This is a genomic window from Brumimicrobium oceani (genome assembly GCF_003143775.1).
Classification (GTDB): Bacteria; Bacteroidota; Bacteroidia; order Flavobacteriales_D; family Crocinitomicaceae; genus Brumimicrobium; species Brumimicrobium oceani.
The window spans coordinates 456411-476561 of sequence record NZ_QFRJ01000001.1 but is presented as its reverse complement, the minus strand read 5'-3'; the positions used below and the strand labels follow the sequence as shown (position 1 = coordinate 476561).

Here is a 20151-nt window from a genome sequence, read left to right as displayed (position 1 = left end):
CTTATCCTTTTTTCCAGAATTGCCACCATTTCTTGTTTTTTCCGCTTGGAATTTCATCATCCTCCAATTTATTTTTAGCGTTTTCACCTCCAAAGGTCTCTATCTCGTTGCCGTATTTGTCAAATACATGCTTTTCTATTAACTCACCCTTTTTATAAAAAGCTTGCAGCTTGAGCTTATCATCCGGAAAACGCTCCATAAATTCTCCATGTTTCAATCCTTTTCTATAGGTACTCAAAGATTGAATATGTCCTTGTATATAGAAAGATTTAAAAACTCCTTCTTTGACGTCATTATCCCAATTTTCTGTTTTTAGAAGATTCCCGTCGTTATAGTAATACTTCCATTCACCATGCTTTTTGCCTTCATTATATAAGCGTTCTTGCAGTATATTTCCCTCGTAAGTGTATTCTACATATGCGCCATCAAAAAGTCCTTGTTTGTAGTTAATTTCAGTTTTCACCTTAGAGTCAAGGTAGTAATCGGTTTTTAACCCATCCAACAAACCATTGGCATAATTCTCGATTTTAAATGTATCGCTCTGATAAACTGCATATTCAATAAAACGATCTGCATTGTCAATTGTGATTTTATATTTTTCGGTTCCTGTTTTGTATTGACGGAAAAATATGGACTCTCCATGCTTTTCGCCATTAAGGTAATTGATATGCCAAGCCACCAATCCACTGGTATCATTGTAAAAAGTCCATCGGCCATTCTCCTGACCAACGATATGATTTCTTACTACTTGCGGACAACCAGACTCATAATAAGTGGTATCAATTCCATCCACCTTTCCACCTGAAAAACTAACCAATCTTTCTCTCAAACCATTCATGTGACAGGTTTCACAATCTCCTGAATAAGGATTTCCTGTTTTACGGGTAAGAATTAATTTAGAATCTGGGTCGACCTCTAGGTTCTCATTACAATCGAGAATATCATCATTGTCTTTACATTCCCAATTGACATATTTTTTTCCAAGTCTTTCAGCTGATTTGCTAAAGCAAGGAGCCCTTCTCACATTATTAATTTGCGAAAATAATAAGGAGGAGATGATAATCATTAAAAATGTAAGTGATGTTTTAATCATGTTGTTTCTTCGAGTTGTTTAAATGCTTCAATAAATTCAGGAAAAACTTTAACACTTGAATTTGTTCGGAAATCAAAGCAAACTAATTTAGAAGATCCTGTTGTACGCACCTCTCCTTCCACCGTTACTTTATATCCGAAAGTGAAACTTTTTTCTCCAATTTCGATTAAATGTAATGAAATCTCAGGGAAATCATGCAAGAAAATTGGTTTAAGGTAAGTTACTTCGTTTTTAACAAGTAAAGTCCCTTGTTTCTTATAATCCCATTCTGCTCCTACCAATTGTCCGAAATGGTGCATTCTTGCCTGCTCGAAATAACTAAGGTAAACTGCATTATTAACGTGGCCCATCATATCACAATCGGCAAACCTTACTTGAATTTTCGTTGGTTTAATCATCTGTCTAATTTTGTATATTTTGAATTATTACTTACAAATTCTGGAACTATTTGCTTCATTTGAGCCACTATGGCTTCGTTGTTCTGACTTTCAAATAAAACAATTAATTTCTCAATCTCAGCTATTACTCCTTCAGGGCACGGGCAGTTTCTGGCTCTTAGAATCTGCTTATGGTGCGTGGGTAGTGCATTCTCTTTATCTGCCAAAAGCTCTTCATATAGTTTTTCCCCTGGCCTTAATCCCGAAATTTTGATTTCAATATCTTTGTCTAATTCTAGGCCTGATAGCCTTATCATCTTCTTCGCAAGATCTATTATTTTAATAGGTTTACCCATATCGAAAACAAAAATCTCTCCTCCGTCTCCCATGGCTCCAGCTTCTAAAACCAATTGACAGGCTTCAGGAATAGTCATAAAATAGCGGGTAACATTTTCATCCGTTACCGTTAAAGGGCCGCCTTGCTCTATTTGTCTTTTAAACAGCGGAATTACTGAACCATTTGAACCCAAAACATTTCCAAAACGAGTGGTTACGTAAAGGGTATTCGACTTTTCATTCTTTTTCTGTGCGTATATTTCAGCAATTCTCTTTGATGCACCCATCACATTAGTGGGATTCACGGCTTTATCCGTTGAGATAATTACCATTTTCTCTACCTTATACTCATCTGCTAAATCTACTATAGTTTTTGTACCTAAAACGTTCGTCTTTATAGATTCAGACGGATTATCTTCCATTAAAGGGACATGTTTATAGGCAGCAGCATGAAAAACTATGGATGGCTTCAAACTTTGAAAAACATTTTTCATTCGATCTAAGTCATAGACACTTCCAATAACTACCTCTACATGATCAGAAAGCTTATTCGCTATTAAATCATTATGCAAATCATATAAACCGGATTCCCATTGATCTAATAAGATCATCTTTTTTGGCTTATAATGGATTACCTGACGTGCAATGCCACTTCCAATAGAACCTGCAGCTCCGGTGATAAGTATGACTTTTCCTTTAATTTGTTTTTTTACCTCCTCTACTTCTAGATTAATAGGGTCTCTACCCAATAAATCATCAATGTTAATTTTACGAATTTGATTTAAACTAAATTCCCCATTAATCCATTTTTGAAAGCTAGGAACACGTTTTACAGCAACATTTTTTTCCAAGCATAACTCTACAATTTCAGTAATGTTCTTTGTTGTAGGTTTTTGAATCGCCACAATCAACTCTGTAACCTTGTATTTGTCGATTATTGAAGCTAATTTTTTTGAGTAAAAAATAGAGGTTCCTTCGAGTCTATTGCCTTCTAATTTCTTATTGTCGTCAAGAAAACCAATAATTTTAGAATGGATTTTTGGATCTTTTTCAATTGTACGCTTTGTAATTAATCCAGAAACACCAGAACCATAAATTAAAATGTTCTTGCGCTCTTCATCTTTTGGTTTACTGAGTTCGAAATACAATACTTTAATCGTAAAACGAAGTCCAATCATTAATAGCAATGATGCCAAAAATTCCACAATAATTACCGAAGTAGGTAATATAAACCTGTGATCGAAAATAAAGAAACGAATGGCGCTAACCACCGAAATGATTAGACTGTAGGTGAGCAGTGCAAAAAATATTCGTTTTACATCTTCTAATGAAGTATGCCTTACGATGCCCTTGTGAATCTTGAAAAAATAAAACACGACAGGCTTGAGAAGTATTACAAACAATAAAACTTCTTTTAGAATATTCCATTCCTCAAGAACAGTTTCGTAGTCAGCATAAAAGTCAAACCGAACTAAATAAGCTATACTTAGCGCTATCAGAGCAATAAGTATGTCCATGAGCATGACAATCCATCGTGGTGTATTGTCAATATCCAAGATACTAGCAGTAAATTTAGTTCTATTCATATGTTTAATACGTTAATAACTGAGTCCTTTAAGGAGCGACAAACAAATGTTTCGCCTTATATTAAAGGACTCAGTATTAAAATATTTGTTTTGAAACTTATGGATGATTTTACGCAAATACCTCCTTCAACTCCCCTGTCATGTGATTGAACAAGTTTGTTAATGGCTTTTTAACCATCATTTTTAGAAATGCATTCACCTCTCCATCAAAAGCGATATACCCTTCAGTTTTGCCGTCCACATCATCCAGATGAACTGTTAATTTAAAAGGAAATGGAGATTTTTCTCCAGAAACCATCTGAATAGCCTTGTTTGGGTGTAAATCACTCTGAACAAGAGAAATTGTAATGCCTCCTTGAACTTTAAAAGAACAATCCGTGGCACTTCCTTTAAAATCTTTAACCTCATTTTTCGGTAATAACTCACCAAGATTTTCAGTATTTTTTAAATAATCAAATACTTTATCCACTGGAGCATTAACGATTGATTTATTGCTATCTATTTTCATTTTATATAATTATTTGCCCCATGTATCTGGCGAAATACGCCATTCACGAAGTGATCCCATTTCTTTTTCAGATACTGTACCTTGTTTTAAAGCAATATCTACCATCACCTCATAGTTAGACAGTACATTTAATTGACAGTTTGCCGCTTCAAAAGCCTTTGTTGCAGTCTCGAAACCATAATTAAAAATTGCGATTACTCCTTTTACATTCAGTTCCGCAGCACGTAAGGCCTCAACAGCTTTCAAACTGCTACCTCCAGTAGAAATTAAATCTTCAATGACTACTACATTAGAACCTGTTGAGTAATCACCTTCAATCATATTTTCCAATCCATGTCCTTTTGCCGATGAACGAACATACACGAAAGGAACACCCAACTCTTGCGCTACCAGCGCACCCATTGCAATTCCACCCGTAGCAACACCAGCTATAATATCTGGTTTACCGTACTCTTCTAAAACTGTTTTGGTGAATTCTTGACGAATAAACGTACGGATTTTAGGATAGGAAAGCGTTTTTCGGTTATCACAATAAATTGGAGATTTCCAGCCAGAAGACCATGTAAATGGGTCTTTAGGTTGAAGCTTAATTGCCTTAATTTGCAATAAATATTCTGCTATCTTTGCAGCGTTATCAATATCATTAATCATATTCGCAAATGTATAAAGTTTTTGTCGATAATTTATCGATTTGCTTTCAAAAAGATTCTTTCTTTAAAAGCAACATCTCATCAGATTTTTTTCCAACGGTTGCAATTAACAAGTATAAGTCTTTTTTAAAAGAAATTGAAAGATTAAATGTTAAAGAAGAAGTATTTATTCAAAGTCCTAACCCTGTTGAACAAGTAAAAGAAGTTTTTGCCGATTTTGAATGGATTGAAGCCGCTGGGGGAATTGTTCAAAACACTAAAACCAAAAAGCTTTTATTCATTTTTAGAAATGGACTTTGGGATATTCCAAAAGGCAAGATTGAAAAAGATGAAAACCCAAAAGAAGGAGCAATTAGAGAAATTGAAGAAGAATGCGGTTTGAAAAACCTAAAAATTACAAGTGAACTCTCCCCTACTTATCATGTCTATTTTGCTTACGGCAAACACTTTATTAAAAAAACTTATTGGTTTACCTTAGAAACGAAGGAAGAAAAAGTTGAGCCTCAAACAGAAGAAGGAATTACGGAGGTTCAATGGTTTAACAAGTACGATTTATCCATTATTAAGAAGAACACTTTTGCCAGTATTTTAGAAGTGATGGAGGAGTTTTCTTTTAAGAGTAAATAATATAGCGCCTTTGCTTTTCTTCAGGATGAAATCAAAAAAAATATTCTAACAGTTACTGGATTCTAGTCTAGGTATTTATTCGATATGATTTAGTATGTTTTAGTTTTAGGCGCGTTCCATTTTTTAAATCTGACGAGTCCCTACGAAAATGACGGCATGACTTATTTAAAAAGCATGGGGCACATCGATTTCATTTCTTTACAAATAGAAATTTAGATGAAACGGAAATCAACTCGCCTATTCCTCTGCTTTCCCTCCTTTGTTTTATTGGTATCAACAGGTTGACGCTTTCCTTTAAAATCGATTTCTAATTTTTCTGCTTCAATACCTTGTTTTTTGAAATAATCCCGAATTGCTTTGGCACGGCGCTCCGACAATCCTATGTTATACTGATCTGTTCCAACAGCATCCGTGTGCCCTGTAATTTCAACACGTAGATCATGAATACCATCCAATACTCTAGCCATTCTATTTAAATAATCAAAAAATTCAGTTTTGATTTCAGACTTATCATGATCAAAGAAAATAGGCTGGAATTTAAAATTTAGCTGCTCAATCTTCATTACTTCTGGCGCGGGATAACCTTTTGCATATAGTTTCAAAAATCGGTGTTTCCACATGTGAGTAGAGCTAGGCTCCTTTTCCAAATTAACCAAATGATTGGAGCGAAAGAAAAGTACCTCTCCTTGTATGTTCCGACAATCTGAGCTTTTAAACTCTCCTATTAAGTAAGCCGTCGAATCGTTGTATTCCAGTTCATAATTAAGTTTGCAGATTGGAGACTTTCTGCTATTTGAAGAACGACGCACTAGTTTTTCTGTTAATGTCAATTTACTCCCACTTTGCTGGCCTTCAATTGATTTGACTGCAAATTCTACATCATTCAATAATTCAATACGAGATAAGCCTGTTAATTGTTCACCACTTTTCTCAATGGTTAAATAAATAACATCTGCTTTTTCAACATCCTGTCCGTTAGAAATTAATAATCCAGACCAGGTTCCCGTAAAATCTTGTGCCATTGAGTTAAAAGCAGCAATCAACAGTATTAAAAGTAGTTTCTTCTTCATGGTTAATCACAAAGATTCAAAAAATGTTCCATTTAACAAGCTACAGTTGGGTTTTAAAAGATTTTTTTGTGGTTAACGGCGATCATACCAGTTCTTTATAACGAAAACAACTAAATAAAAATCAAGCCTTTGAAGCTAAATCAATAATAAACGATAATCGAAAAAAGATTCAGTCGGAAACCTGAGACCTCCTCTGCCGTTTGACTCTTGCGCAATGACAGATGGTATATATAATTGATTGGGGAAAGTGACTAATCGATTGTCTTGCAGAAAATAACAAGCAAAAAGAACTCATTAAAGTACTTGATCTTTTAGGAAGAGAAACCAAAATCAAATCGAATACTGTCCAAATTTACCTATATAGCGATGGTTCTAGCGAAAAGATGTTTAGAAATGAATAATTTTTTAAATTTACAAAACAATTGCGTTCACAGTATTCTACAAAACACTATTTACCATGAAAAAAGTATTCATTTTAGTAAGCTGGTTATTTTTGATTCAATTAGAACTAATAGCTCAAGATCAAAATGACAGATCTCAAATTATTGAACAAACAAATACAAAGGCACTGAATGAATTCGCAAGTAAAAAAAGCAGCCAATATGCACGTTTTTCAAAAAAGGCGATTGAGCAAGGGATTCCAACAGAAATCTTAAACAAAAAAATGAAATAGAATATTTAGCTGGATTTGATAAAAAGGGAAATCCGATTTATGATTCCGATGACAATGTGAATGCTGCAATATCAAGTCGCGTAAGTAAGATTTGGACTGGAGGAACTAGCGGTCTTGATTTAAGTGGTTTAGGAATTCAAATTGGACATTGGGAAGCTGGTGGTCTCGCTTTAACAACGCACCAAGAATTAGCAGGGAAAGTCACGCATGCCGAAAATGAAGCGGTGAGCAGTCACTCAACTCACACAGCTTGCACTATGATTGGTGAAGGTATTGATCAGGATGCTCGGGGATCAGCTCCGAACGCTACAATAGTTTCCAGAAGAAGTAACAATGATGAAGCTGAAATTGCCAGTTTCGGTGCTTTAGGTGGCCTTTTGTCCAATCACTCCTACAGCACAGGAAATCCTAACGGTGACATTCCACTCTATGGTCATTACACTGAAAACGCCGCAGAATGGGATGAAATTCTTTTCAATGCTCCTTACTTAACTTTGTGTAAGTCGGCAGGAAACACGAGGAATGACGGCGTAAACACGGGAGACAACGGTTATGACCTTCTTTATACTGTTGCAACTTGCAAAAATCTGCTCACGATTGGTGCGATTAACGATGTTTTAAATTATACAGGCCCGCAATCTATTACCCATTCTGCGTTTAGTACATGGGGACCAACAGATGACTGGCGAATAAAACCAGACCTTACGGCAAACGGTGTTTCGCTATATTCCGCAGACGATGACAGTGACACAGATTATACAGTTAAAAGCGGAACCTCTATGTCTACTCCCTCCGTTACTGGTGCAATAGCACTATTACAGGAGCATTATCACAATCAGAATTCGGTATACATGAAAGCAGCGACTGTAAAAGCATTGCTACTAGGAACTACAGATGAAGCAGGAGATAACGATGGACCAGACTTTCAGCATGGTTGGGGATTGATAAATGCTGAACGTGCGGCAGGGGTGATTTCTAATCACGGAATTACCTCCAGAATAAATGAGCTTTCTTTAACCAACGGAAGCACTTATACTGCGGATATAGAAGTAGATGGAAGCTCTCCTCTATCGCTTACAATAGCTTGGACAGACCCCCAAGGTACACCGGTCAGCACTGGCATTTTGGATAATTTGACTCCAATGTTGGTAAATGATTTAGATGTAAGAATTACTAAAAGTGCAGCAGTCTACTATCCTTGGAAAATGACTCCTAACTCCTCCTCCAACAATTTTGATTTTGCAGCAACGAAAGGAGATAACTTTAGAGATAACGTTGAGCGAATTGATATCAATAGTTTGCCTGCAGGAATCTATACAGTAACAGTAACTCATAAAAATACTTTGGTAAATGGATTTCAAGATTTTTCTATGATGATTAATGGGATTTCTCCCAACCAAGTGAGTACGGAAAATTTTGGACAAGGCAACTCTTTATTGGTCTACCCCAACCCTTCCAATAAAGGGTATTTTAACGTGAAAATATCAAATGATTGGGATGTGGACAATTACGAAATTCAAATAATAGATTTGTTAGGTAAAGTTAGAATGAATAACCTTTATTCTGAGCAGCAAGTAAAGCTCAATGTTTCTCATTTAGATTCGGGAATTTACATTATACGCATAAAAACCGAAAAAGGAGAGTATAAACAACTTTTGAAAATAGAAAATTAAGCTTATTAGTATCCATAAATCAATAGACCTCATGAATAGAATTTCTTTATTTGCTTTTGCTTTCTTCCTATCTACTTTGGCATTTTCACAAGAAAGAGAAGCAAAAAACAACCATTTGGAGGTAGCATCAGGACTTATTTTAGAAGCCTTTAACTCCAATAATTATGGGATGAGTTTTAGTGGAGTCCTTGGGGATAAATTTTGAGATAAGATAAAACCAAATTGAAGTACTAGACTTTATTTTGATGTGATACTTGTAAATGAAGTAATTGCAGCTCCGAGATTCAAAGTTTCGTACAATTACCTTGTATTTTTTGGTTAGAGAACAGATTTAAATAATATGCTCGCTAGAGTCATTCTTGAACACCTGTTGTGTAACTTTTGTCGCTCAAAAAAAAAGTAGAATTACTTATTTTTATCAACGACAACAAAAATATAATTCATGAAATTATTACAACTCATGGCAGCTCTCGCTACTTTTACTTTACTTTCTTGCGGTAATCATACTAATGATACTGTACAAGCAATAGAGGCAAATTCAAATCCACAAATCACCACATCAACAGTCTCTGATGATATTGCACTAATTAGTTTGAGAAATAATTGCTATGCTTGTCATAATCCCAAAACAGAATCGCATGATGATATTTTAGCACCACCACTTGCAGGGATAAAACGCAGGTACAAGAAGCAATACCCTGATGAGCAAAGCTTTGTTGAGCACATGACCGAATTTATAGATTCGCCCTCGGAGGAAGAAGCATTAATGAAAGGCCCAATAAAACGCTTTGGTTTGATGCCAAAAACTGCATTATCAAAAGATGAAATTAAAGAACTAGCTAAATATATCTACCATCACCCAATCGAGGCTCCGAAATGGTTTCAATCCTATTTTAAAGAGAAACACGGCAAGGAATAACTCCTTTAATCTCCAGCCGATACTTTAATAATAAATGGCTAATCAAACATGAGATTGAGCGGATAGCTGACCAGAAGCTTCACAAACTTCTATTTTCAGCAAATTGAGAAATAAATTTAGAAAGGATGACACTGGACTACAGGTATATTTCAATATTTTTGAATAGAGGTTAATTCTGTAAAACCGCGAAAATCGATTAAATTTAAGCTAAGGAATGGTCGACAATTACAAAAGCTATTTTTTATAAGCAATTTTTCTCCTGTAATTATAGTTTCTTAATTTCTTTACTTTGATTCTCATGCCATCAAAAAGAAGATTTAGGATAAGGATTACCGCAGCCAAGATCAAGGTGTACATTTCAAAATTTAGCTCTGAATAAGCAAATCCTCCCAATAATCCACCAAGAAAGAAAAACGAAATAATGTAGACCCTTAAGCGTATCGACGCTTTTATCTTTTTTCTGTTGGGATACTCCTTTTTAAAAAAGAGGTAAGAAAGCTCTATCCCTAAATCAGTGAATAATCCAGTTAGATGCGTTGTACGCACCACTGCATCAGAGACTTTCGTAACATAGGAGTTTTGAAGTCCCATGGCAAACAAAAGTAGGCATGCAATTAAATCAGGAAAAGTAGTGAGGTAAATGCTTGCTATGATGGCAACAAAAATCAATATTAGAGATTCTATAATTACAGGAATTACATAAACATTTATTCTATTGTTATTTCGGAAAAATTCAATGAGAAAACTAGAAGCAAATGAACCGAACAAAAAGGAGAAAATATATAAAAAATAAATTGTTCCGTGCCAAAACTCTAAATTTGCAACATCATTGATAAACAAGGCGAAATGTCCAGTTACGTTGGTCGTAAGTTGTTTTAGAAATAGGAAGCCCGTTACATTTACAATTCCAGCAACAAAGGACAATACGATTGCTAATCGTAAATTATCTTTCATGGTTACTCTCCTATTTTTAAGGCTATACATTATAAATAAAACTTTTGTGGACGATGAGGGACAAAATTAATCTAAATAGCGCCCAGACAGAAAATCATCCTAGATAATTTACAAGAACAATTGAATCTGAATCAGGACCGTGTAATATTAAAACGGAATGCATAAAAAAAGCTTTCCAGAACTGGAAAGCTTAAAGGTATTATTTGTTATTTCGAGCTTACTTTTTAGATTTCGCTTCTTTTTTGTTGACCCATTTGTCATTTTTAAGCTCACCTAAAACAGTAACATCTTTAATTCTGTTGTAGTCTTCAATAGCCATCAACATTTCTTCTTTCGTATCACGTCTAATTTTGATACCATTTGCTTTAGATCCTTCGTTTCTAACTTCTATATAAAAACCATCTTTTAGCTTTGCTGGTCTTGTTGGCGGTCTACCCATAATATATATTTATCTTTAATATTAATAAAAAACTAATCGAGAAACCTCGATTTTTACTAAGATAGAGAACTATAATTACAAAACCAAATTTTTAATTGCAAAAATGATTTCTAGAAGCTTTTACTTTGCATTGCACTAAAGATTAATAATTTAAAAAACAGTAGCTTAAGCTTAATAAATCATATTAAATTCTTTTCTAAAGGAAGAATCCCTTTTTTTATTTAAATCCCAATAAGGCAAATCATTTACACCTTTTAGCTGATAAATAGATGTTCTCACTTTACCATCTGAAACCGTTGGGTAAGATTCCTCCCAGCCCATTATTCTATTATCGAATTCAGAAGACAGGAAAAATCTCACCGAACGTCTTAATTCTGGAATTTCATACACATAAAACAATCCAGATTCAAGAGAGTCCAGAGAACCCAATGCTTCATAATTCTTCATTTCTACATGTGATGACCGTAGAAATGAAATACTGGGAAAAACTGTAAAATCACCCACTGGAAGTAAATCCGTGGATAGTCGTGCAATATTCATCAAGTTATCTTCCATGACCACATAATCCATATGAAAGCTGGAGTCTCCTTCTGATTCGAAATATGATTTTTGTTCAAAATTAAAACCTCCCTTGTTATTGACTTGCGTAAAAGATTGTCCACACCAATCTTGACTCCCCATTGTAATTTTCAACGGATACATTGCATCATATTTTTCTACCGGAGTAAAAACAGAGGTGAATTGAGAATAGTCGTATAATCCTGTTTTAAAACGATCGATTCGATTCATTTTTAAAACTTTCACACTATTTTCGGGAGTTGGACTATCTGCCTTCACTTGCTCTTCAATTAAAAAGGGCTCGGTTACAAATATCAGGACCGCTTCTCCTTGATGGTTCTCTTCGCTATACCTTGCTTTTCTTAAAGTATAAGTTGCAATTTCGGCCTTTCCAGAAAAATAATCTACATTAAAAGTATTGTTACTCAATTTCTCTTTAACAGGCTCTTCTTCTAAAACATGGTCTACCGCAATAGGCGCATCCACAACGGTAACTGTTTTTTTAGTTTCCGCAGTTTTGTTTTCGCATCCCAACAACAGCATCAAAAATGGTAATAAATAATAATTTAGCTTCATAATAGTAAATTTAATGTACTTAAAAGTAGGCAATTAAATTGAATTAACAAGTTAAGCAAGAGTTTTTCACTCTTTATACAAATTGTTAAACTGCAAAGGTTAACTCCAGTTACCTCATGCTCGAAAGGATTAAATTTTAATCTAAATGAATTGTTTTCCCCATTATCAATCATACTTTTTTAGCTTAATTTGTCAAGTTTACCATTATACCGCGCCCATTACACTAAAATATTCATATTTTTGATAAAAAAACAATAACGTCGAATATGACCGATTTCTATAAAGAATTTTCAACAACAACACTTCCCGAATGGTTGGAGAAAGTCACCAAGGATTTGAAAGGGAAAAGCATAGAGGAAACCCTGCATAAAAAACACCCAATTGAAGAGTTGTCATACACTTCTTATGGACTAGCAAATGACAAGAAAGATTCCCATACAACTCCTGGCCAACCAAACTATATTAGAGGAGGGAAAACAAACAATAACGACTGGGTAAACAATGTTTTTATTCCACAGGGGACACCTGAAGAAATGAATACTTTTGCCCTCAAGCAATTGATGAATGGAGCAACAGGAATAACAATAAACCTCGGTAATTTTGATATAGAGCAATGCGAGATTTTGATCAAGGAAATTGGTCTAGAACACATCACATCTACATTCTATTATTCCACTAAAGAACAGCATGATTGGCTAAGTCAAATCACTTCAAATAAGAATTTAGACTGCACCACTTTTAATATTAGTAATCAAGATTTTATAGAAATAAAAAATACCAAAAACTACATCGTAAAAGGAATTGATGTTCAATATTCTGGGGGAAATATTCACCAAGAAATTGCTTATGCACTGCACCAAGGACATGAATCCCTTTTCCTGTTAATGAGTAAGGGAATGAGCATTGATGAAGCCGCGGCTCAAATCAAATTCAAACTTGGAATTGGAAATAATTTCTTTTTTGAGATTGCTAAGTTCAAGGCATTTCGCTCACTTTGGTACACAATTATAAAGTCATACGAGCCAGAAGATCCTCGTTCTGCTATAGCCTACATTGAAGCAGAGACCGGTTTTTTAAACAAATCATTAAAAGATCCTCACAATAATTTACTACGCCAAACAACGGAAGCTTTTGCAGCTGTTTTAGGAGGAGTGGATGAGTTAACCGTCAGACCTTACAACGCTTGGTCTACTGATTCGTCACTACAGAAAACTCAAAGACTTGGGTTAAACCTTGCTCTTTTACTGAAGGAAGAATCCTATTTAGATAAAGTTATTGATCCATCTGGAGGTGCGTATATCCAAAATGAACTGCTAAATGCTGTGAAGGAAAAATCGTGGTCTACCTTCCAAAAACTGGAAAAGGAAGGAATAGAGTTTTTAAAATCTAGTATTAGAAAGATTGCAAAAATAAGAATACAACGCACTAAAGAAAAGATAGATACACACATTGGGATAAACAAGTACTTCAATCCTTCTCCGAATGATTCGGAATGGAAAATTGAAGAATTAACTCCTTTTGGAGCACCACTGGTTTTAGAAAATGAATGTCAAATTGAAGAAGAGGTATGAATAAAATAGACTTTAGTAAAGTTTCTCCAATGGAGATTGAGGAGAACACATCTCACAAGGCTGAAAAATCACATGACACAGCAGAAAAAATTGATCTAAAATCTTTTTATCAATTCAGCGATATTGCCACTTTAAAACAGCGTCACTTCGTATCTGGAATACCACCTTATTTGCGTGGGCCCTACTCAACAATGTACACCGCGCGTCCGTGGACGATTAGGCAATATGCAGGATTTTCAACAGCGGAGGACTCTAATGCATTTTACAGAAGAAACCTAAAAGCAGGACAAAAAGGACTTTCGGTAGCTTTTGATTTGGCAACTCATCGAGGCTACGACTCAGACCATGAACGTGTTGAAGGAGATGTTGGTAAGGCTGGTGTAGCGATTGACTCTATCATGGATATGAAGATTTTGTTTAATGAAATTCCATTGGATAAAATGTCTGTTTCGATGACAATGAATGGAGCTGTGGTTCCTATTATGGCGTTCTACATTGTGGCTGCTGAAGAACAAGGTGTCGATAAAAGCTTACTATCAGGTACTATTCAAAATGATATTTTGAAGGAGTTTATGGTGCGGAATACCTATATCTACCCTCCTCTTCCTTCGATGAAGATTATATCAGACATATTTGAATACACTTCTCAAAACATGCCGAAATTTAATTCGATTTCTATTTCGGGTTATCACATGCAAGAAGCTGGAGCAACCGCTTCTATTGAGTTAGCATACACCCTAGCTGACGGCTTAGAGTATTTACGCGCTGGAATAAAAGCGGGCTTAAAAATAGATGAATTCGCTCCAAGACTAAGTTTTTTCTGGGGAATTGGTATGAATCAATTCATGGAAATCGCAAAAATGAGAGCAGGTCGTTTGTTATGGGCCAAAATTGTAAAGCAATTTAATCCAGAAAGTGATAAATCCTTAGCTTTAAGGACACATTGTCAAACATCAGGTTGGAGCCTTACAGAGCAAGACCCGTTTAACAATGTAGGAAGAACTTGTATAGAAGCCATGGCCGCTGTTTTTGGTGGAACTCAATCTCTACATACAAATGCTTTGGATGAAGCCATTGCTCTACCTACCGACTTCTCAGCTAGAATTGCACGAAACACACAAATCTATCTGCAAGAGGAAACAGGAATTACAGATTTTATAGACCCTTGGGGTGGAAGTTATTATGTTGAAAAGTTAACTGACGAACTGGTTGATAAGGCTTGGGAACTCATACAAGAAGTAGAAGGACTCGGTGGAATGGCTAAAGCTATTGAAACTGGTGTTCCAAAAATGAGAATAGAAGAAGCAGCAGCAAGAAAACAAGCCCGTTTAGATTCAGGAAAAGATGTTCTGGTTGGCGTAAATAAGTACCAATTAGACGAAGAGGAAGAGATGGAGATTTTAGAAGTCGATAACACCAAAGTTAGACTCTCTCAAATTGAACGACTAAAAGAATTACGCGCAAACAGGGATGAGGACAAGGTCCAATCTGCATTAAGGGCCTTAGAGAACATTGCAGCAACTGGAGAAGGAAACATTCTGGCCGCCGCTGTAGATTGTGCACGAGAAAGAGCAAGCTTGGGAGAAATCTCTTCTTCCTTAGAGAAGTCTTTTGGAAGATACCAAGCCACAATTAGATCCATTAGTGGAGTATATTCAAGCGAATCTATGAAAGACAATGACTTTAACACAGCCAAAAACAAAGCGGAGGAATTCTCAAAACTAGAAGGACGACGACCTAGAATAATGGTTGCTAAAATGGGACAAGACGGACATGATAGAGGTGCAAAAGTGATCTCCACATCATTCGCAGATATTGGGTTTGATGTAGATATCGGTCCATTGTTTCAAACACCTAAAGAAGCGGCAAAACAAGCTGTCGAAAATGATGTACACGTCGTTGGCGTTTCGTCTTTGGCTGCTGGTCACAAAACTTTGGTTCCACAAATCATCGCTGAATTAGAGCGCTTAGACAGAGGCGATATCATGGTTGTGGCAGGAGGAGTTATTCCACAACAGGATTATAAATACCTCTACGATGCAGGTGTATTTGGAATATTTGGTCCAGGAACTAAAATTTCTACATCTGCTATTAAAATTCTTGATTTACTAATTGAAAGCGCTAAATAAACTAAATGAAAAAGAACCAATCTTTGGATAAAATAGCGAAAATCTTTTTTATCATTATCTTCATTGTGCTCGCACTTTATTTTTTCACATCGGTGCTGATGCCTATTATTTTCTCCGCAATAGCCTCGCTTATTCTACTTCCCATTGTGAAGTTTTTTGAACGAATTGGGGTAAATAAAGCGCTTTCCGTACTTTTAACAGTGTTCATAACCATTGTTCTCACTTCAGGAATTATTTTCGTTTTAATTTTTCAAAGTCAAGCCATTGTTACGGAATTACCAAAAATGATGAATGAAAATGAAAATTTTTTAAATCTTGACTCCAACGATTTATCCGCTTCTAAAATCAGTGAGATGATTTCTATTGAAAAGGAAACGCTTCAAGAGTATCTTTCTGCAATAAAAGGAGGTTTAATCTCTTTTTTAGAAAGTGGATACAAGGGACTATCAAATATGTTGATGTTTTTAGTCACCTGCCCTGTTTACATTTTCTTCATGCTCCTTTACAGGAATAATGTTTACCGTTTCGTTAAGGAGTCACAAAGAAAAAGTAAAGGAAATAGTGATAGCGACGAAGTTATAGATGATGTAAAACATAACCTTTACCAATACATCAAAGGCATGCTAATCGTTATGTTGGTGGTTGGAACACTTACCTACCTTGGACTATTGCTCCTCGGAATTAAATACGCTTTGTTTTTGGGTATTCTAACCGCTTTACTTACACCACTTCCTTATATTGGTGTTATAATTAGTGCTTCAATCCCAATAATCTTGGCGATTCTCACGAAAGACTCTGCTTGGTACATATTTGGTGTTGTGGCTGTTTTTGCCTTTGTCCAGTTTTTAGAGGGGAATGTCATCACTCCAAAGATTATGGGAAGTAACGTAAACATCAATCCCTTGATGATTATATTAAGTCTGGTTATTTTTGGAGCTATTTCTGGGTTGTTAGGAATGGTGCTTACAGTTCCAATTCTGGCCGTTATAAAAGTAATAGTAGACCACTCCCCTAACCTAAAACACTGGCAGTTTCTGATGGAAGACAAAAAATCCTGACTTTTCAGTAAATCATTGCATCAATGTCTATAATATTATGTATTATTATAGGCAAACTATTAATTTGATTTAAAAATTATATTTAAAATTTAGGCATAGTTCTTGATTTTGAATAGCTAAAATTTACAATGAAAATGAAAACAATTTTTACAGCACTTACAGCATTATTAATTTCATTTAGTGTTTTCTCACAGAACGATTACTCTGACCTTTTGATTATCCAGGCAGATACAGATTGGGAAAAACTAATTAAACACGCTGAACGCTACACGCAAAAAGGATCAACAGAGAAGGATGCAGAACCCTATTATTATTTAGCTTATGGACTCTATAAAATTTCTTTTCAAGCAACACGCAGTGACGCCTACAAAAATGCTTACAAAGAGTCGTTCACAGCAATCGGAAAAATGTTGCGTTATGACAAATCTGGTGATGTACAAGCAGCTCAAAGTGAATTTATCAATGAAATGAAACTCTCCTTATTAGAAATTATTCAAAACGAAACAGATAATGAAGAGTACAGAAGAGCTTTTGGTTGGGCTATGCGCTTATATAAATTTGGTCGTGACTATGCTCCTGCACTTTACATTGAAGGCGCTTTAAGAAGTAGGAATAATGACCAATCAACGGCGAGAATTAAATGGGAAGAAGGTAACAAACTAACCAAAGATGCACAAATCGGAGACTGGTCTGAAGCTGACCAAAAATTACTCATGCTTGGTTTATATGAATCAGCAAAGGCTTTAGTAGATTTGAGACAACCGGATAAAGCGAAGGAAATGATGGATATTGGCGCTCCGTATTTCGAAGAAGATAAAAGGTGGCAAGCACAATACGATGAAATTGTTAACTAAACCTTTGATCCATACAATATTGAATCCCGTAACTTTTCAGCTACGGGATTTTTTTTATTTGGTCTAATCACAAAAAAATATGGAGGAAAAATTCGAAGAAACGGTCACTTTACAGTCAAGAGCAGCCTTTGGAATCTAAGAACAAACCATAAAACTATACTTGACATTACTTCAAACTCTTTTACAAGCTGAAAAATAAGGTCTAAAAATATATGGATTAACTGAATACAAGGGAGTTCGAAATACTATCATTTTTTTGGGAGTTGAGAAAGATCGGGTAATAAGACATTATACTCCCAAGAACAGCAGGATCTCAAACTAACGCTGAATTTCAGAAATCTGGAAAATAGTTTTGAATTTATCTCCTGCGCTTAGCTTTTGAGAAAACATTTGACTGATTTATCGGTTATAAGCCCATTGTAAACTTCAATTTATTTATGTTTGTAATATGGAATTTAAACTTGTTTCTCCTTTCGAGCCAATGGGCGACCAGCCTCAGGCGATTAAAGAATTAACCGCTGGTGTTCAAAGCGACACTAAGCACCAAACACTACTCGGAGTTACTGGCAGTGGTAAAACTTTTACCGTGGCCAACGTGATTAAGGAAGTGAATAAACCCACTTTGATTCTATCGCATAACAAAACTTTAGCTGCCCAATTATACAATGAGTTTAAACAGTTTTTTCCTGAAAACGCTGTTGAATATTTTGTGTCCTATTATGATTATTATCAACCAGAAGCCTATTTACCTGTTACAGACACCTTTATTGAAAAAGATTTAGCCATAAATGATGAAATTGAAAAATTAAGACTTTCAGCGACCTCTGCCCTACTTTCAGGTCGTAGAGATGTTATTGTTGTTTCATCTGTCTCTTGTATTTATGGTATTGGAAACCCCAATGAGTTCGAAAAAAGTATTATTCCTATCTCTGTGGGAGATACAATTTTGCGCAATAAATTCCTTTTTAAGCTAGTAGAGAATCTATATTCTCGTTCAGGGGAAGAGTTTAAGCGTGGAACATTTAGAGTAACTGGAGATGTTGTGGATGTTTACCTGGCTTATGCGGACTATGCTTTGCGCATTGAATTCTGGGATGACGATATTGAGGGAATTTACACGATTGATCCAGAAAGCAATGATGTAATTGACGAATTAAAATCTATTAATATTTATCCTGCGAATATCTTTGTTAGCTCACCCGAAACAACTAAGGCGGCTATAGAATATATACAAGATGACATGGTAATTCAGGTTGAGAAGTTTAAGGATGAAGGGAAACATGTTGAGGCGAAAAGATTACTTGAGCGAACGGAGTATGATCTTGAAATGATTCGTGAATTAGGATATTGTCAAGGAATTGAGAATTATTCCCGTTACTTCGATAAGCGATTACCAGGAACAAGACCATTCTGCTTACTAGATTATTTTCCAGATGATTTCTTAATGGTGGTGGATGAAAGTCACGTAACACTACCACAAATTCGTGCAATGTACGGCGGAGACAGGGCAAGAAAAATCAATTTGGTAGAGTATGGATTTCGCTTACAAGCCGCAATGGATAACCGACCACTAAAATTTGAAGAATTCCAGTCTATTGTCAACCAAACGATATATGTGAGCGCGACACCAGCTGATTTCGAAGTGGAAATGTCCGATGGTGTTGTGGTAGAACAGGTGATTCGCCCAACAGGTTTGTTAGACCCGGAAATAGAAGTTCGTCCCAGCCTTAATCAAATTGACGACTTAATAGAAGAAATTCAGCAACGTATCGAAATCAAGGAAAGAACATTGGTTACCACTTTAACCAAAAGGATGGCTGAAGAACTGCAAAAATATTTGGACAGAATGGGAATTCTCTGTCGCTATATTCATAGCGAAGTGGATACTTTGGAGCGTGTGGAAATTTTACAACAATTGCGTCAGGGCGTTTTTGATGTCCTCATCGGTGTGAATTTACTTCGTGAAGGCTTAGATTTACCAGAAGTAAGCTTGGTAGCCATTCTGGACGCGGACAAAGAAGGTTTCTTAAGAAATGAGCGTTCTTTAGTTCAGACGGTAGGACGTGCTGCAAGAAATGTCAATGGAAAAGTAATTATGTATGCAGACAAGGTTACAAAATCCATGGAACGCACCATTGACGAAACAAATCGGAGAAGGTCAATTCAACAAGCTTATAACGAGGCCCATGGAATGGTTCCAACCGCTCTAAACAAAACCAACGAAAACGCTTTCCATTATCGAACTGAGGAGGAAGACAACAGTATGATTGCCGCAGATCCTGTAGAACAGTATATGGCTGTTAATGAATTAGAGAAAAGTATAAAAAATGCAGAGCGTCAAATGAAAAAAGCTGCAAAGGATTTAGACTTTATGGAAGCAGCCCGTTTAAGAGATGAAATGTACAGATTACAAAAACTAGTAAAAACAAAAGAAAATTAGCGTTAAGATTACAGTAAGGTATAGCCTTAGAACAGCCATTAGAAATTACGAAAACCATCA

Annotated in this window: 19 protein-coding genes; 10 read left to right on the top strand and 9 right to left on the bottom strand. The window is 35.6% G+C overall.

Annotation, left to right across the window (positions count from 1 at the left end):
- Position 1: 1 nt before the first annotated feature.
- The 5 genes from DIT68_RS02085 to pyrE form a co-directional block, all read right to left on the bottom strand.
- Positions 2 to 1093: a toxin-antitoxin system YwqK family antitoxin gene (locus tag DIT68_RS02085; RefSeq protein ID WP_109358151.1), complete on the bottom strand. Its 1092-nt coding sequence runs from the start codon at positions 1091 to 1093 to the stop codon at positions 2 to 4.
- Complete coding sequence (locus DIT68_RS02080; protein ID WP_109358150.1) at positions 1090 to 1491, bottom strand: acyl-CoA thioesterase; 402 nt, start codon at positions 1489 to 1491, stop codon at positions 1090 to 1092. The genes DIT68_RS02085 and DIT68_RS02080 overlap by 4 nt, the downstream gene beginning before the upstream one ends.
- Positions 1488 to 3392 (bottom strand): polysaccharide biosynthesis protein, encoded by a 1905-nt coding sequence (locus DIT68_RS02075; RefSeq protein ID WP_109358149.1) that lies wholly within the window; start codon positions 3390 to 3392, stop codon positions 1488 to 1490. The genes DIT68_RS02080 and DIT68_RS02075 overlap by 4 nt, the downstream gene beginning before the upstream one ends.
- A 109-nt stretch (positions 3393 to 3501) precedes the next feature.
- The gene (locus DIT68_RS02070) at positions 3502 to 3900 is read right to left on the bottom strand and encodes a hypothetical protein (protein ID WP_109358148.1); all 399 of its coding nucleotides are present in this window, start codon (positions 3898 to 3900) and stop codon (positions 3502 to 3504) included.
- Positions 3901 to 3909: 9 nt separating this feature from the next.
- Positions 3910 to 4551 (bottom strand): orotate phosphoribosyltransferase, encoded by a 642-nt coding sequence (gene pyrE / locus DIT68_RS02065; protein WP_109358147.1) that lies wholly within the window; start codon positions 4549 to 4551, stop codon positions 3910 to 3912.
- Between the two features lie 8 nt (positions 4552 to 4559).
- Between pyrE and DIT68_RS02060 the strand changes: the two genes are divergently transcribed.
- On the top strand, positions 4560 to 5177 hold the full coding sequence (locus tag DIT68_RS02060) for an NUDIX hydrolase (RefSeq protein WP_109358146.1): 618 nt from the start codon (positions 4560 to 4562) through the stop codon (positions 5175 to 5177).
- Positions 5178 to 5389: 212 nt separating this feature from the next.
- Here DIT68_RS02060 and DIT68_RS02055 read toward each other — a convergent pair whose 3' ends face one another.
- Positions 5390 to 6247, bottom strand: coding sequence for an OmpA family protein (locus DIT68_RS02055; RefSeq protein ID WP_109358145.1), 858 nt, complete (start codon positions 6245 to 6247; stop codon positions 5390 to 5392).
- Positions 6248 to 6704: 457 nt separating this feature from the next.
- Here DIT68_RS02055 and DIT68_RS02050 point away from each other — a divergent pair, with 457 nt between their 5' ends.
- The 4 genes from DIT68_RS02050 to DIT68_RS02040 all read left to right on the top strand — a co-directional run bounded on the left by DIT68_RS02050 (position 6705) and on the right by DIT68_RS02040 (position 9512).
- On the top strand, positions 6705 to 6920 hold the full coding sequence (locus tag DIT68_RS02050) for a hypothetical protein (protein WP_109358144.1): 216 nt from the start codon (positions 6705 to 6707) through the stop codon (positions 6918 to 6920).
- A 56-nt stretch (positions 6921 to 6976) separates the two neighbouring features.
- On the top strand, positions 6977 to 8593 hold the full coding sequence (locus DIT68_RS02045; protein ID WP_109358143.1) for a S8 family serine peptidase: 1617 nt from the start codon (positions 6977 to 6979) through the stop codon (positions 8591 to 8593).
- A gap of 31 nt (positions 8594 to 8624) precedes the next feature.
- Entirely contained in the window at positions 8625 to 8798 is a 174-nt protein-coding gene (locus tag DIT68_RS16245) for a hypothetical protein (protein WP_158276091.1), read from the top strand.
- A gap of 237 nt (positions 8799 to 9035) precedes the next feature.
- Positions 9036 to 9512 carry a c-type cytochrome gene (locus DIT68_RS02040; RefSeq protein WP_109358142.1) on the top strand — a complete coding sequence of 159 codons (477 nt, stop codon included), beginning with the start codon at positions 9036 to 9038 and terminating at the stop codon, positions 9510 to 9512.
- Positions 9513 to 9746: 234 nt separating this feature from the next.
- Here DIT68_RS02040 and DIT68_RS02035 read toward each other — a convergent pair whose 3' ends face one another.
- From DIT68_RS02035 to DIT68_RS02025, 3 genes are all read right to left on the bottom strand, one after another.
- Complete coding sequence (locus DIT68_RS02035; protein WP_233244137.1) at positions 9747 to 10466, bottom strand: YoaK family protein; 720 nt, start codon at positions 10464 to 10466, stop codon at positions 9747 to 9749.
- 217 nt (positions 10467 to 10683) lie between these two features.
- The gene (locus tag DIT68_RS02030; RefSeq protein WP_109358140.1) at positions 10684 to 10905 is read right to left on the bottom strand and encodes a hypothetical protein; all 222 of its coding nucleotides are present in this window, start codon (positions 10903 to 10905) and stop codon (positions 10684 to 10686) included.
- 171 nt (positions 10906 to 11076) lie between these two features.
- Positions 11077 to 12039 (bottom strand): hypothetical protein, encoded by a 963-nt coding sequence (locus tag DIT68_RS02025; protein ID WP_109358139.1) that lies wholly within the window; start codon positions 12037 to 12039, stop codon positions 11077 to 11079.
- Positions 12040 to 12305: 266 nt separating this feature from the next.
- On the opposite strand from DIT68_RS02025, the gene DIT68_RS02020 reads away from it, so the two are divergent.
- The 5 genes from DIT68_RS02020 (at position 12306) to uvrB (ending at position 20091) form a co-directional block, all read left to right on the top strand.
- Positions 12306 to 13610, top strand: coding sequence for a methylmalonyl-CoA mutase family protein (locus tag DIT68_RS02020; protein ID WP_109358138.1), 1305 nt, complete (start codon positions 12306 to 12308; stop codon positions 13608 to 13610).
- Positions 13611 to 13639: 29 nt separating this feature from the next.
- Positions 13640 to 15739 (top strand): methylmalonyl-CoA mutase, encoded by a 2100-nt coding sequence (gene scpA / locus DIT68_RS02015; RefSeq protein ID WP_233244141.1) that lies wholly within the window; start codon positions 13640 to 13642, stop codon positions 15737 to 15739.
- A gap of 5 nt (positions 15740 to 15744) precedes the next feature.
- Positions 15745 to 16797 (top strand): AI-2E family transporter, encoded by a 1053-nt coding sequence (locus DIT68_RS02010; protein WP_109358136.1) that lies wholly within the window; start codon positions 15745 to 15747, stop codon positions 16795 to 16797.
- A 134-nt stretch (positions 16798 to 16931) separates the two neighbouring features.
- On the top strand, positions 16932 to 17651 hold the full coding sequence (locus DIT68_RS02005) for a hypothetical protein (RefSeq protein ID WP_146194094.1): 720 nt from the start codon (positions 16932 to 16934) through the stop codon (positions 17649 to 17651).
- Positions 17652 to 18099: 448 nt separating this feature from the next.
- Positions 18100 to 20091, top strand: coding sequence for an excinuclease ABC subunit UvrB (gene uvrB, locus DIT68_RS02000; RefSeq protein WP_109358134.1), 1992 nt, complete (start codon positions 18100 to 18102; stop codon positions 20089 to 20091).
- The last annotated feature ends 60 nt before the right edge of the window (positions 20092 to 20151 follow it).